Source organism: Deltaproteobacteria bacterium (assembly GCA_022340465.1).
GTDB lineage: Bacteria > Desulfobacterota > Desulfobacteria > Desulfobacterales > B30-G6 > JAJDNW01.
In genome coordinates, this window is the sequence record JAJDNW010000104.1 from 1 (window position 1) to 13,853 (window position 13,853).

A 13,853-nucleotide genomic window follows, 5' to 3' on the forward strand; every position below is an offset into this window, starting at 1 on the left:
TAAGCATATATCCCCTCGAGTAAACCACCACCTTGCGAAAGATGTTGGTTTCGGATTCATCAAGGCCGGATGTAAAAAAATCTTAATTTCTAATTCACCAAATTCTAAACAAATACCAAATTCAAATGCTCAAATATTAAAAACACAAAAGCAGCGTAATTAGCATGTAGTTTTTGGCCTTATGGCTGTTTACGTGTTTGGTGTTGGGTCATTTGAAATTGTTTAGCATTTTGATATTAGATATTCGTATTTCCGGTTTATCCGGGTTAGGTACCAACCGCGTGCAATGCACGCGGTTGGCAGGAACCATCACGTTATTCCGCCGGCTTGGGCAGCAGCGTCAGAACCGCTTGGGCCGTTCGGTCCGACAACATGCCGGTGGCGAGAATGTCGTAATCACCCGGCGGCAGCGGTTTGGCCTGCTTGAAATCCGGCTTGATGAGCGGCGTCCACCCCACCTGAAACAGTGTGTTCAGGGTGGTCATCGCCCCCATTTTGATGCTGAAGTTGCCCTCTGCGTCGGCATTGCCGTTTCCGACACCGGCATTCTCGCCCTCTCCGACGCCCTTGATGGTCAGGCCCTCCGGTACCAGCAATTCCAGAATAACGATTTCATTGGGGTCGAATCCCGTTCCGGAAAAAACGATGGGGTTTTTCAAAAGATCCGGCGTCAGCACCACTTTGTCCGGGGTAATCGTCAACGTCGCCTTGGGGCCCGCTTGCATGGAGGCGCATGCGCCCAGCAGAAATACCACGGCAAGGCCCAGGACCAGGAAATGCAACAATTGAATCCAGCGATTTGTTTTCACAGCATATCCTCCTTTCAGACCGGTTGAGCGGTCATGAATTAAATTTTGTTCAATGAAACCGCGTCAGGCGCCAGTCTCCAGCCAGTCCGCAATCGGATGCAGATCATTCCCATTTGTGCAATGAAACCGCGTCAGGCGCCATTCTCCAGTCCGTAATCGGATGCAGGTCATTGCCCTCGATCCGGTAAAATTTAACATAGCGCGTCATTCTGCGAGACGTCGGGCTGTAGTCACAGGGACCGGTGGCGCCCTTGGTCACATCCATGCCTTTCATTTTCTGGAGCGCCTGGTACATGGCCTCCCCATCCAGCTTTTCATACCCCACGTCCTTTAAGGCAATGCGGACAGCCTCGATGAAATGCATGGCCCAGGAATAGCCTATACTGGCGCCCCCTAACATGTCATCCCACTTCAGGTACTTTTTCACAATCTTGTTCATTTCCTCGTGGCTCGTGGTGTCGGTCCCCCGGGAAAAGCAGGTGGTTACCACAGCGCCCTGGAGCACGTCCGCATGGGCTTTGACACCCACGGCCCGGTCGGGTCCCCAGGGATCGGTAAGAAACTGGATGGTCTTGGTCAACCCCAGGGCGTAGGCATCGCGGATCACGTTGGTCTGGGTGGGATCCACGCCCCCCACGTAAATGTAATTGGCGCCTTTCTGGGCCAACCGGTTGAGCCAGACGTCGTGCTTGAGCGATCCGACGGGGAAAAGTTCGGCCTCGAGCAGGTTGATGCCGATTTTCTGGGCATATTCCTTGCCGCCCCTGAAAGGCTCGCGGCCGTACGGGCTGTCCCAGCTCATGAAGCCGACGGTGGGCGTTCCGCTGTTTCCTTTGGCCTTCCAGTCCTCGAGCATCCAGTCCAGTGCGGCCGCGAAATGATCCTGATAGGGCAGGCTGTAAATAAAGGTCCGGCTCAAGCGGTGTTGAAACTCGCCGTCGCCGGGTGTGTAGTTGGTAATCTTGTCGCGTTCGATCAAGGGATAGATCGCCTTGCCGAGACCGGTGCTGATGGTGTTGGCCAGAAGCAGTTTAGGTTCCCGCCGGTAGCGTTTATAGGCCGAAAGGGCCCGGGCCACGTCATACCGGGTGTCGATGCCGATGTACTTGATCTTGACCCCGTCGATGCCGCCCTGATCGTTGTAGTACTTGAAGGTGGCCTCGCACATCTGGGATGCCGGTCCCGCAAGTCCGGCGATGGCGCCGGTCATGTCGGTGAGGTCCAGAAAGACGACTTCCTTGTCTTTGGCCATGGCCGGGCTCACCCCGCCAAGGGCGGTGAAGATGAAGGCCGCCAACATCAAAATGAATACCGATTTCTTTCTCATTTTCGTCCCTCCTCTTGTTGTGAATTGATTGGATACGGACCCATGAACATATTCTCCCGGCAATCGTCTAATAGGCGAATGGATACAGCCGGTATGACTTTTTGAATATCTCCCAGCGGTGCGCCAGACCCCGCGGTTCGAAAATCAGAAAAACGAGCAGGATGGCACCGAAGGCGCTGAGCCCGATAGCCGCGGCCGGGCTCGCGCCCAGCCACGGAAAGAGATCGGAGAGCATGGGAGAGGTAAACAACACCAGTTCATCCAGAATGCGAACAAAGGCGACCCCGAAAAACACACCCGGAATACTGCCCATCCCCCCCATGATGATCATGCCCACATACCAGAGGGCGTGCGTCAGGGTGTACTGCTCGGGATGGACGACCATGATGAAATGTCCCAAAAGGGAGCCTGCGATACCGGCGTAAAAGCAGGAGATGAAAAAGGCCAGCAGCTTGTAGTGGTACAGGTTCATGCCCATGACTTCGGCTGCCAGGTCGTTGTCGCGGATGGCCACAAACGCCCTGCCCACCTTGCTGCGCACGATATTCCGGGCCGCATAGGTCATGATGAGCATCACCGTGGCGATGAGATAATAGATTCTTTCATCGGTATCCAGGGGAAATCCGAAAAAATCCGGCGGCATGGGATTGAGCCCCTGGGTGGCCCCGGTGATTTTCATGTGCAGGATCAGCCACATGGTCACGAAATGGATGGCGATGGTGGCGATGGCCAGATAAAACCCCTTGATGCGCAGGGACGGGGCCCCGCCGATGATGCCGAACAGACCGGCAATAATGCCGGAGAGCGGCAGCGCAATCCAGAAACTCAGCCCCACCTTGAGGGTCAGGATGGCCGAAGCGTACCCGCCGACCGCCATGAAGGCCGGTTGACCGAACGAAATCTGGCCGCAGTAGCCGCTGACGATCTGCAGGCCGAGCACCACGATCACCGTGATGAAAAAATTGTTCAAAAAGCTGACCAGGTAGTAAGACCCGAACAAAGGGAAAACATACATGAAAATAATTGCCCCGATCAACAGCGCCCAGTGCTGTTTGGTTCTGATGATGGCAATGTCCTGGCCGTAGCGTTCGTCGAAAACTCCGCAGGGTCTCATGCTAAATCCTTTCTATGCGCACTTGTCCGAAAAGTCCGTAGGGCCTGATCAACAAAATCAAAAGCAGCATCACGTAAGCGGCAACCTCTTTTACGCCGCCACCCACGATGGGATCCAGGTATCCGGCGCTGACATTTTCCAGCACGCCCAGAATGAGCCCTCCCAGCAAGGCGCCCGGAATCGATTCCAGTCCGCCGAACAGGGCCACGATGAGCCCCTTGATGCCCATCTGGGGAAGCGTGTAGTAGATGTCCGTGATGGAGGCCGTGGCAATACCCGAAATACAGGCGACCATGGAGGAGATCACCCAGATGGTCGTGAAAATATTTTTGACGCTGATGCCGGTACTTTGGGCCAGCTGGTGGTCTTCGGCACTGGCCCGCAGTCCCAGGCCTATTTTGGTGTAGCGGAACAGCAGACCGAGAATCCCGAACAGGGCCAGCGCGGCAATAAAGCTGGACAGCTGTCCGCTTGGAATATTCACCCCGGCCAACACGAGCACTTTCCTAGGCAGAAACGACGGGATGGACAGGATGCCGCCCTTGATGATCAACTGAAAAACGCCGTCGAACAGCATGAAAACGGCGAAGGTCATCAGAAACGCGGCAAACAGGGGCTGGCCGATCAGCGGCCGCATAGTAACGCGTTCGATGACCAGTCCCATAATGCCGGTGGCGACCAGGGCAAAGGGGACCGCGATAATCAGCGGAAGGCCCATTTTTCCATAAAAAAGGTACAGAAAAATAGCCCCGAACGCCAGTATCTGACCATGGGCCAGGCTGGCTACTTGCGTGGATTTGTACACCAGAACGATGGAGGCGGCCAGCAGCGCGTAGAGCCCCCCCTCCAACAATCCCATAGTGATCAGTTGAAAAAATTCAGTCATAGGTTTCCGTTCCTAATGTCCTGTCAATGGATGTTTACCTCAACCTCGAGGTTTGTCAAAAGTGACCACGCATGCCAATGGGACGACATTTTTTCCCGAAACGGCATCATGCGACGCGGTTTACCTTGATCGTCGTTTTAATCACCCCGGTGCGGCCATCCTGATAGGTGATAGGCGCCTCCACGGTAATCGATTCTTCGTCACTGTACAGGGCACCGATGAGCTCCCCGTAGCGCTCCTCCACGAAACCGCGGCGGAGCTTCCGGGTGCGGGTCAGTTCTGCCTCGTCCGCGTCGAACTCCTTGTGAAGGTTTACAAATCGTTTGATGCGGGCGTAATCCGGCAGCGTTTGGTTGATTTTGGCGATTTCCTGCCGGACGATGTCGATGACTTCCTCTTTTTGGGACAGATCGGTAAAGGTGGTGTAGGAAATGTGGTTGGCTTCGGCGTAGCGCCCCATATTGTCGATATCGATGTTGACCAGGATGCTGACAAATTCGCGATTTTCGCCACCCACGGCCAGAACATCCTTGATATAGGGGCTGAAACGCAGCCTTACCTCGGCGTACTGGGGCGAAAATTTCTTGTCTCCCGCCAGGGGCTTGAGATCCTCCATGCGGTCGATCACGATGAGATGTTCCTGGTCGTCTATATGCCCGAAGTCATCGGAACAGTACCACCCCTCCGCGTTCAGTTTTTTCTGCGAGGCCTGTTCGTTTTTGTAATACCCGGAATACATCAGATGGCTTTTGACAAGGATCTCGCCCTCTTCCGAAATTTTGACATTCGCCCACGGCACCATGCGCCCCGATGACTCCGGACGGATTTCGCCGTTGCGCGGGTTGGAAACGACACCCATTTCCGTGCTGCCGTAAAACAGCTTGATCTCGATGCCCAGGGCTTTGAAATAGCGCACGATCTCGGGGCTCAGGGCGCCCCCGGCCGAATAAACAACCCTGACCCTGGAAAGTCCCAGCCGGTCGCGCAAGGACCGGAAGACCGCATGGTAGGCCAGAAAATAGAGCAACTTCTGCCAGGCCCCGGGTTGTTTGCCCTGAACGTAAATGTCGGCCGTTTTCAAACCCACAGGAAGCGCTTTGCGGTAGATCAGCCGGCGCAGCCAGGTGGAGTCGATTATTTTGGCCTGAACGATGCGGTTGACCGACTCCCAGAGCTTGGCCCCGTAAAAAAGCATTTCCGGGCCTATCTGGCGCAGGTCCTCTTGAACGGTTTCCGGTTCCTCCGGAAAGTTCACCACCACGCCGGCTACAATCCAGCCCGAGATTCCCAGGCCCTGCTCGGTTGCCCAGGCTGGCGGAATGAAGGAAAGATACTCGACACCCTTGTTGTGCCAGTCGTCAAGTTCGCTCCATTTCGTAATGGACTCCACCTCATACCCCTGGGACAGCATGGCTCCCTTGGGAAGTCCCGTGGTCCCCGACGTGTAGCAGATCACCGCAATGTCTTCGGGTTTCCCTGCGTCGATCATTTTGTCGAAGAGATTGGGATGGTCTTTGTCGTACCGGCGCCCTTCATCCAGCACCTCGTTAAAACTCATCAGCATGGGGTCGTCGTAGCCCCAGAGGCCCTTGGGGTCCCAGTAGATGACCTTTTTAAGTAAGGGCAGCTCATTCTTGATTTCCAAGACCTTGTCGACCTGTTCCTGGTCATGGCAGACCACGAATCTGGAATCTGAGTGCTCCACGTAGTATTTGACTTCCGAAGGGACGCAGTCGGCAAATATGCCGACACCGGTGCCCCGGGCGCATTGGGCCCCCATCTCGGCCCAGTACCACTCGGGCTTGTTTTCGCCCAGGATGGAGATTTTATCGCCTGTTTCGAACCCCATGTTCACGAGACCGAGGCAGAAAGCACGGACGGTTTCGTAGCAGTCGCGCCAGGTGTAGCGGATCCATATCCCCCTATCCTTGTCGCGCATGACTACCCGGTCCGGGTGCTGTTGGTAATTTCGTCTGAAGACCTTGGGAAGCGTGTTGGACGTCGCGTCGATTGTCGTATGGGCTGATTTGTTCCCGGGTGTGCCCGCGGTATCAGGAGACATGCTCATTTTCCTCCTCATCGGCGCCCAAATAGGCTTGAATCACTGCCGGCATTTGCTGGATCTCTTCGGGGGATCCCTCGGCGATTTTTTGCCCGAAGTCCAATACCACCGCTCGATTGCAGATATCGCTGACGACCTCCATATCGTGTTCCACCAGGATCATGGGGATCTGCTTGAGCTCCGATATGTCGAGAATGAAGCGGGCCATATCTTCCTTTTCTTCGACGTTCATGCCGGTCATCGGTTCATCCAAAAGCAGCAGCTTGGGCTCCATGGCCAGCGCCCGGCCCAGCTCTACCCGTTTGCGCTGACCGTAGGGCAGCAGGCCGACCATGCTTTTGCGGATCGGTTCCAGATCCAGCAAGTCGATGATATCTTCAACCACCTCACGATGGGCGATCTCTTCCCGCCGTGTCGGACCGAAAAACAAGGCCCCCCAGAACGCGCCCCGCTTCAAATGAATGTGGCGGGCCGCCATGAGGTTGTCGAGGGTGCTGAGGCCCGTGTACAGTTCGATGTTCTGAAAGGTCCTGGAAATTCCGAGCTCGGCAATTTTGTAGGGCGACAGACGGGTGATTTTGGTACCCTGGAAAAAAATGTTCCCCCCCTGGGGCTTGTAAAACCCGTTGATGCAGTTCATGAAGCTGGTTTTACCGGCGCCATTGGGGCCGATAACGGCCAGGATTTCAGATTTGCTAACCTTTATATCCACCCCGGCCAACACCTGCAGGCCACCGAAGTGCAGTTCCAATTGCTGTGTCTCGAGAACCGGATCCACTACCAACGCCTCCTTTTCCCTGAGTCGAGTGTTTCAGTTATTCAAATTCGACCAGAATATGAATTAAATTCATTTTGAAAATAAAAGTTTACACTTAGCCCGCTTTTCGACATAACAAATGACCGGGGCGACCGTTTGCAATCGTTAGAAACGGCGGTACGCTTTTTTAAAAATAACGTGATAACGGTAAGTTGAAATTATTAGGCAACTGGATTTTGACAGAAACTGTCTGGAAAAAACCATCCGTCGATGCAAGGCCCCTTCGACCGGTGTTGAGGCGGAAAGAGGGTCCTTTCTCTCCGGACAGATAATGCTTGCATTATTTTTTTTTATAATGCAAGTATTACTTGCACTATCCCCGATACCTGTCAAGTCTTATTTTTTTTGCCAGACTAAAAAATAGTTCTTCACGCGACAACCGAACAGCAAGGGGTGATCCTGCCATGAAAGCGTGCTTCACCAGAAAGCTGGCGTTCAGTGAAATCAACGATCATTCCGGCCCCCCCGGCAAAATAAAAATTGCTGCGGCCATGCACCGGCTCCTCGAAACCAAAGACTTTTCATCCATCACCACGGCGGAAATTTCCAAACAATCCGGCGTCAACGAATCCATGATCTACCGGTATTTCAACGACAAGAGGGGGCTTTTACACTATATCCTGGCCCAATACCTGGAGATCAGCTACAAAGGAATCATCGACAGTCTGAACGGGTTGGAAGGCGCCGTCGACAAACTGACCGAGGTGACCCGCTGCACCTTCGGCTTTTATATCCACAATGCCACCTTCGCCAAGATCCTTTTTCTGGAGGTCAGGAATTTTCCGGGATACTGGGAAAGCGACACCTATCAATTTGTAAAAAGATACACCCAGCTCTATCGGCAGATCATCGAAGAAGGCCATGCGGCCGGAGAAATACGCCCGGACATCGAAAAGTGGCATGTCATGCAGGCCCTCCTGGGCACCATCGAGCACATGGTCCTTCCCAGCCTCATTTTCCAGAGACCGCTGGATGTAGACGTCTGCACCGAAGCCGTTTACAAGCTCGTCCTCGAAGGCCTAAAGGGTAAGCGCTGACGCAGACGCCGGCACCGCATGCGGTACGTCGAAAGAGACCGCCATCTCCTTTATGGTTGTATGGTATGGCCGGAGGTCAGCGGTCAAGTCAGAAATCTATTGAACCACCCGCTGCACTCAAGACACAAAGGACACAAAGAAATACATTTTTCCCTGCGGGGATAGCAAGGGATTGGGGGCCTGAAGCAGTTGTTTATGCAACCTTGGGGTTCACTTTACAGGCCATAGGCTTCCCTTTTCCAAGGCTGGCGAAGCAGGCCATGCATTCCTCGCAGGGCACGATCTCATCGCTTTTTCCGGCAAGGATCTTGCCCGCGGCATCCGGATCGGCAATCATCTGGCGTCCGATGGCGACGATATCGACGGGAAAGTGTTTTACCGTTTCACCGGCAACGCCCGCTTCACCAAGTTTCCCGACGGCGATTACCGGCAGGCCCGCTGCCGCTTTGATGCGGGCGGTCAGTTCGACATTGGCACCGGCCGGGTGTCCTTTGGGGAACGCAGAGGCAGGGGCCGGAAAGCGTCGGCCGTTTACTTCTCTCCAGGTACTTTCAGTGGTCAGAGAGACATCCAGAGCATCCACACCGGCGTCGGCCAGGAGCCGGGACACCGCGACGGCATCCTTTTTTGTTTGACCGCCTTCCATGTTCTCCACTGCATTGAAGCGAAAGAGGATGGGATAGTCGTTGCCCAGCCTTTCCCGTACCGCCCGCACAATGTCGAGAGCAAAAGTGGCTCTGGCCTCAACATCGCCCCCATAACGGTCCTCGCGTCGGTTGGTGAGAGGGGAAAGGAACTGGCTGATAAGATAGAGGTGGGCCCCGTGGATCTCCACGCCGTCAAAGCCGGCCCGGGCCGCACGGTCCGCAGCATCCGCAAAATCTGCCACCAATTGCTCGATCTGCTCCGGGTTGACAACGACCGGTTCGACATCGGGTCTGAAAGCGAAGCCCGAGGGCGAGGCCCCCTGCATGTCACCGCCGCCTGGAAAACCGCGGGCCCCGGCGTGACTGATCTGCAACACGGCGGCCGCACCGCGTTGCTTGATGGTCGCGGCCAGCCTGGCCATGCCGGTCACCTGTTCATCACGCCACAATCCCAGACTGCCCGGGACGATGCGGCCATCGGCGCGCACTGCGGCAGCCTCGACGATGACGAGCCCGACATCCTGCGAGCGCTCTTCTAAAAATCGAACGACGGCGTCCGTGACAACCCCTTCCGGTCCCCCGTAATTGGTCGTCAATGGCGGCAGGGCCACCCGGTTGCGGAGCCGCATGCCGTTGATGGTTACTTCGTCGTGCAGTGTTTTCATGTGAAAGCCTCCAATCGCTTAGGATAAGCCGTTCAACTCAATTTCGGATCTTTGCTTTCAAGAGGGAGAGTCCTCTTCCCGAGCCTTGAGAACGGTCTTTATGTTTACGCCGTGAAACTCAGCGTGGTGGACTGCTCATAGGTGGCTCCGACGTGCATGGACAGATAGAACGACACGAAGAACATCACGACGAAGTAGATGCAAAGGGGGATGGCAATCCGGAACACATCCAAAGGAAGCTGTACGATGTGTCCGCCCTTGAGAGAAAACATCAGCAGAATCAGCCCGACGGCAATGGGGCTATTGGTGGTTCCCACCTGAAAACGGTCGATCACGTGACGAATGCCGGGGAAAAGATAGCCCCCGACGACGCCGACGAACATCGCCAGGAAGATCCAGAGGGTCAGAAATCGATCCAGAAAAGAGAGGTTTTTGGTCTGCGAGTCACCCATAGAAAAAAATTCTCTGTTTGCATTGAATAACATTGTCAACGGTTTTCATGGTGTTCCTCCGCACCGGTACCATACTCGGGCTCAGCAGGGCCGCCGGTGAAACCGCGCCCATCATGTTTACCGGTGCGGTCTTTTTTACGCCCAACTTGCCAACATCCATCTTTGATGAAGTTATGGCCCTGCCCTATCATATATATGTGCTGGAAACGGCAGGCACTGAAATCGAAAAGACCCGGCATCTTCAATACGGCACCGCGATTGTGTTGATCGCCCTGGTGCTGGGGATGAACCTGATCGCAATCATTTATCGCCCGGTTTTACCGCCTTGAAAATATCAGGGACGGCCATGCACGCCAGTCGGAACGTTTTTCCGGCAACCACTCTAAAACCCGAAGGTGAACCGTGAGCTGTCGCCGTGCACGATCCCGCCATAGGCCCTCATCCAGTTGCTTTCCTTTTCAGACAGCGGCCCTTTTTCGCGCAGGGCGTGCACGTTTTCCTCCAGTTCCCGGCGGTTTTTAGGGCCGGTGAGCGTCAGGTCCACGTGGGGGTTGGACAGGCAGAAGCGGTAGCAGTCGCCGGCGGTCATGACCGGGCCTTCCCACCCCTTGGGGCGTTTGAGCAGGCCGCGCCAGCGCGTGGCCGTGTAGGTCACGATGGCCGGCCGACGCTTGGAAAGGTGGGGGAAGATGTCCTGCTCCGCACCGGTGTGGGCGGCATTGTAGCGCACCATGAGCATGTCCAGGGGGGAATCGGCGACGAGTTTTCCCGCCCGTTTTCGGTCGTGGATGCTGATGCCGATGGCCCGCACCTTGCCCGATTCCTTTAAGGATACAAGCGCGTCGACGGTCGAGGGCGTCCAGGCGGAGGTGCGGCCCAGCCAGAAAATCTGAAGGATGTCGATATAGTCCGTGCCGAGCTGTTTCAGCAGCCGGTCACAGCCGCGTCGGATGCCGCCGCCCAGGAATCCCGTGGTCGGGCCAGTGGCGAGAATGAGGGATTCGCGGTCGCGACGCAAGGCCTTTTTGAGCGCCGGCACGACCTTGCGGGCCCTCGAGGTCCAGAAGAAATAGTTGATGCCCTGGCCAAGGGCCCATTCCACATCCTTTCCCTCGACGCCGTAGTTGGTGGCCAGGCCGAGGCGGCACACACGCCGCCCCAAAGCAGGGACGTCTTTGTACATGAAATCGTCTTGCATGGATCAAAAGTTCCCTCAATTATATCGAAAGTGACCGTTTCAAATTAACGCACGGTATGATATCCTGTATTAACGGTTCAAACGCGTTTTTTAAAGAAGACCTTTAGGCCTGGCGACGAAATTGGGCCAATGGGGGTATTTTTCAAAGGTCTTAGAATCATTCCAGCCCGAGGTACTTATCATGCGGATCACAACCAAAGCAATGCTTTTCATCGTCGTTCTTCTGTTGGCTGTCCAGGGAAATGCCGCTGTCAGCAAAAGCAAATGGGTGGCCTTGGATGCGGATTCCAAAAACAGGCTGATGCGGATCGTTCGTTCGGAGGTGGAAAGCCGCGAGGGGTACTCCACTCTTGACGAGGACCGGTTGAACACCCGGCTCGTGGAAGAGGAAAGGCAAAAGGAGATGTCGGCCTACAAGGCTTCCATCCGGGCCGCCAACAGCGAATTCGTGCGGACGAAAAAGCGGCGGGATGACCTGATGACCCAATTTCAGACGGCTTCCTACGATTTCGAGGAGTTGAAGAAGAGCTACGACAACATCAAGGCCAGCATCGACAACATCGACAATCAGATTGCCCGCTACCAGAAGGATATCGATGCCCAGCGCAAATCGCTGACCACCTGGCTGAAGACCGAGAAGCACGGCGAGGCCATCGTCGCGGTCATCTATACGCGCGGATTCAAGGATTCGGCACACGAACTGGAGAGCCAGGCCGACAAGGCGTCGGCACCGCTGATGGCCAGTTACATGGGGACCTATGTCCAGTCCTTCACCAAGGTGATCGACAATGTGCTGACCGAAGATTTCATCAAGACCATCGAAGAGGGAACCGCCGAGTGGAACCGGGAGAATCCGTACCGGGTCGTCTTGAAGAAAGAGACCAGCGGCACGACCTACCTGCGCATCAAACGCTACGAACTTTACCCCTTTCAGGCGCCCAAAGCAGGGCAGGCAGCCGCGGGCGGTTCCGGGTTTTCCCCGAAGAAGGCCAGGGTGATCGCTTCCAAGGAAGACCTGGATGGGTTCTTGTCCGGCAACGGGTACAAGCCGGACAAGGTCGATCTGGGGCGGGTGGAGGCGATGATCCGCGAAACAGCCGCAGCCAACCGCCAGGCCGAAGAGGGGCTGCGGGAGCAGCTGATATCCTACCGGGAAAGGATCAATTACCTCGATAAAAAGATAGCGGCGGCTCAGGCGGACAAGGAGTTTCAGGTGCCCCGTCTGACGCAGAAAAAGCAGCAGATGGACAAGGCCCACACCGAACTCGAAGTCCTGCGGCTGAAGAAGGATTCCGCCGTCATGTCCTTTCAAAGCGCCCAGAATCAACTGTACGACAAAAAGCGGGTCCACGAATCGATCATCGTGAAGTCGAGCCTGGTTACCGCCAAGCGCTCCCAGACGCCGGCCCAAGCCTGCGCCGAAGCGGTTATCGAGGAACTGGAAGAGGTCCTGAACGACGCCAAGCTGCAGCACTCCAGCTCCACAATCGAGGTGGAGAATAACGCGGTGGTGGGTGCTTCGTCGACTCAGACGGTGACCGACGCCAAGATTATCGCGGTGCGCCTGCTGTCCTTTGTCAACGAGGGTGACAGCGTCAGGACCAAGATGGCCTTCCGGGTGCGCACGGTTCTGGATGAAAAGCAAGCGGAGGCGCCTGCGGGTGCCGGCGCCCTGCAGGCACCGCAGCCGAAGGCCCAGCCGCCGGCTTCAACGACACCCGTTCAGACAGATCCTGCGGCGGCTCAAACACCCTCTGCCGCCCCCGACATCGCCGCCAACGCCATCGCCATCGGGGAATACCAGGATGTGCTTTTCCAGTTGAATAAAGTCGAGGCCAAGGGCAATGAAGTCACCTTTTTCGTCCTGGCCACCAACAAGGCCGAATACACCCAGTATCTGGCCATGTACGATGAGACCGTCGGGTACACGCTGTCGGAGATGGTCGACCAAAGCGGTGACGTGCAGACCGTCGACCAGGTTTACCTGTGGCGGGGGGAAATCAGGACACCGGCCAATGAAGCCTACCGGGGGGTTCCCTTCGAAACCGGCCAGTCGATAGTGGTGGAGATGATATTCAGGGACATTTCGCCGAATATCGAAACCATACCGGAGTTCAAGCTCTATCCCTATGTGGCCACCCGCAGCTGGATAGGATCCTACAGCTGGTATTCAGAGTATCTGCCGTTTCAGAATGTTCGCATTCGATAACGCACTACAGGAACCGCCGTAAAATGAGGCTGCCGATGGAATACCCCGCACCAAAGGAGCTGATGACGCCGAGATCGTCGACGGCCAGGGCGTTCTGAACCTCGATGGCGATTGCCGGATAGGATCGCTGGGTGTAGGCGCAGGAGACCACCACCGCGTCGATGTCCGCAGCGCTTTTACCGGGGGCCTCGATGGCATCGCGGGCAGCCTGCAGGGCCATTCCGGCCTGGTCGGAAAGCGCTGTTTCCGGTCGTTCCGGTATGCGTGGCCGCATTCTGTCGATGTCCAGTATCCCATCCTTGACGTAGGCATAGCGCTGGCGAATCCCGGAGGCCTTGACGATGAAGGCTTCCGAAGACATCTGTTTTGCCTTCAGCGAAGCGATTTCGATCTCTTGGGCGTGGTCACGGTTGTATTTTTCCGCCCAGGCATTATGAGCGGCGACCAGTTCTGCGTTGATGATGATGTTTTCGGGTGTGAACAGGCCGGTCCCGCTGATAACGGCTGAATGCGACTGTTTGAGTGACATTGTTTTTCCCTACATCGAGCCCCAACGCAGGGACGGTAACGAAAGCCTTGCTATGCAACCTGAAAACATATCGCTACCTTCCGGTGGATCGGGCACTTTCT

The 13,853-nt window shown here is 55.7% G+C and carries 10 protein-coding genes and 3 pseudogenes; 3 read left to right on the forward strand and 10 right to left on the reverse strand.

Translation table 11 applies throughout. The features are described 5' to 3' along the window. Nucleotides 1-314: 314 nt before the first annotated feature. The 6 genes from LJE94_15170 to LJE94_15195 form a co-directional block, all read right to left on the reverse strand. Nucleotides 315-809, reverse strand: coding sequence for a hypothetical protein (locus tag LJE94_15170; GenBank protein MCG6911448.1), 495 nt, complete (start codon nucleotides 807-809; stop codon nucleotides 315-317). A 103-nt stretch (nucleotides 810-912) separates the two neighbouring features. Then, the gene (locus tag LJE94_15175; GenBank protein MCG6911449.1) at nucleotides 913-2,136 is read right to left on the reverse strand and encodes an ABC transporter substrate-binding protein; all 1,224 of its coding nucleotides are present in this window, start codon (nucleotides 2,134-2,136) and stop codon (nucleotides 913-915) included. Between the two features lie 67 nt (nucleotides 2,137-2,203). Then, complete coding sequence (locus tag LJE94_15180; protein ID MCG6911450.1) at nucleotides 2,204-3,250, reverse strand: branched-chain amino acid ABC transporter permease; 1,047 nt, start codon at nucleotides 3,248-3,250, stop codon at nucleotides 2,204-2,206. A gap of 1 nt (nucleotide 3,251) precedes the next feature. Beyond that, a complete protein-coding gene (locus LJE94_15185) occupies nucleotides 3,252-4,136 on the reverse strand; it encodes a branched-chain amino acid ABC transporter permease (GenBank protein MCG6911451.1) in 885 nt (294 codons plus the stop codon). Between the two features lie 106 nt (nucleotides 4,137-4,242). Beyond that, nucleotides 4,243-6,198 carry an AMP-binding protein gene (locus tag LJE94_15190; protein ID MCG6911452.1) on the reverse strand — a complete coding sequence of 652 codons (1,956 nt, stop codon included), beginning with the start codon at nucleotides 6,196-6,198 and terminating at the stop codon, nucleotides 4,243-4,245. After that, nucleotides 6,188-6,976, reverse strand: coding sequence for an ABC transporter ATP-binding protein (locus tag LJE94_15195; GenBank protein ID MCG6911453.1), 789 nt, complete (start codon nucleotides 6,974-6,976; stop codon nucleotides 6,188-6,190). Before LJE94_15195 ends, LJE94_15190 begins: the two co-directional genes overlap by 11 nt. A 443-nt stretch (nucleotides 6,977-7,419) precedes the next feature. Here LJE94_15195 and LJE94_15200 point away from each other — a divergent pair, with 443 nt between their 5' ends. Beyond that, nucleotides 7,420-8,052 carry a TetR/AcrR family transcriptional regulator gene (locus LJE94_15200; protein ID MCG6911454.1) on the forward strand — a complete coding sequence of 211 codons (633 nt, stop codon included), beginning with the start codon at nucleotides 7,420-7,422 and terminating at the stop codon, nucleotides 8,050-8,052. A 193-nt stretch (nucleotides 8,053-8,245) separates the two neighbouring features. Here the strand turns inward: LJE94_15200 and LJE94_15205 are convergent, their stop codons facing one another. Continuing rightward, the gene (locus tag LJE94_15205; GenBank protein MCG6911455.1) at nucleotides 8,246-9,364 is read right to left on the reverse strand and encodes an NADH:flavin oxidoreductase; all 1,119 of its coding nucleotides are present in this window, start codon (nucleotides 9,362-9,364) and stop codon (nucleotides 8,246-8,248) included. Between the two features lie 107 nt (nucleotides 9,365-9,471). After that, nucleotides 9,472-9,816: pseudogene (locus LJE94_15210) on the reverse strand (hypothetical protein). A gap of 56 nt (nucleotides 9,817-9,872) precedes the next feature. On the opposite strand from LJE94_15210, the pseudogene LJE94_15215 reads away from it, so the two are divergent. Then, nucleotides 9,873-10,145 (forward strand): annotated as a pseudogene (locus tag LJE94_15215) (phosphate ABC transporter, permease protein PstA). A gap of 53 nt (nucleotides 10,146-10,198) precedes the next feature. Here the strand turns inward: LJE94_15215 and LJE94_15220 are convergent. Continuing rightward, nucleotides 10,199-11,014: an aldo/keto reductase gene (locus LJE94_15220; protein ID MCG6911456.1), complete on the reverse strand. Its 816-nt coding sequence runs from the start codon at nucleotides 11,012-11,014 to the stop codon at nucleotides 10,199-10,201. Nucleotides 11,015-11,195: 181 nt separating this feature from the next. Between LJE94_15220 and LJE94_15225 the strand changes: the two genes are divergently transcribed. Next, nucleotides 11,196-13,223, forward strand: a complete 2,028-nt coding sequence (locus LJE94_15225; GenBank protein MCG6911457.1) for a hypothetical protein — start codon at nucleotides 11,196-11,198, stop codon at nucleotides 13,221-13,223. A 79-nt stretch (nucleotides 13,224-13,302) separates the two neighbouring features. Here LJE94_15225 and LJE94_15230 read toward each other — a convergent pair. Then, nucleotides 13,303-13,752 (reverse strand): annotated as a pseudogene (locus LJE94_15230) (beta-ketoacyl-ACP synthase III). Nucleotides 13,753-13,853: the final 101 nt, after the last annotated feature.

Bases quoted from the DNA above. Each gene is read 5' to 3' on its own strand.
- LJE94_15175 (MCG6911449.1), bottom strand. From the start codon at position 2,136: ATGAGAAAGAAATCGGTATTCATTTTGATGTTGGCGGCCTTCATCTTC.
- LJE94_15180 (MCG6911450.1), bottom strand. From the start codon at position 3,250: ATGAGACCCTGCGGAGTTTTCGACGAACGCTACGGCCAGGACATTGCC.
- LJE94_15185 (MCG6911451.1), bottom strand. From the start codon at position 4,136: ATGACTGAATTTTTTCAACTGATCACTATGGGATTGTTGGAGGGGGGG.
- LJE94_15190 (MCG6911452.1), bottom strand. From the start codon at position 6,198: ATGTCTCCTGATACCGCGGGCACACCCGGGAACAAATCAGCCCATACG.
- LJE94_15200 (MCG6911454.1), top strand. From the start codon at position 7,420: ATGAAAGCGTGCTTCACCAGAAAGCTGGCGTTCAGTGAAATCAACGAT.
- LJE94_15205 (MCG6911455.1), bottom strand. From the start codon at position 9,364: ATGAAAACACTGCACGACGAAGTAACCATCAACGGCATGCGGCTCCGC.
- LJE94_15220 (MCG6911456.1), bottom strand. From the start codon at position 11,014: ATGCAAGACGATTTCATGTACAAAGACGTCCCTGCTTTGGGGCGGCGT.
- LJE94_15225 (MCG6911457.1), top strand. From the start codon at position 11,196: ATGCGGATCACAACCAAAGCAATGCTTTTCATCGTCGTTCTTCTGTTG.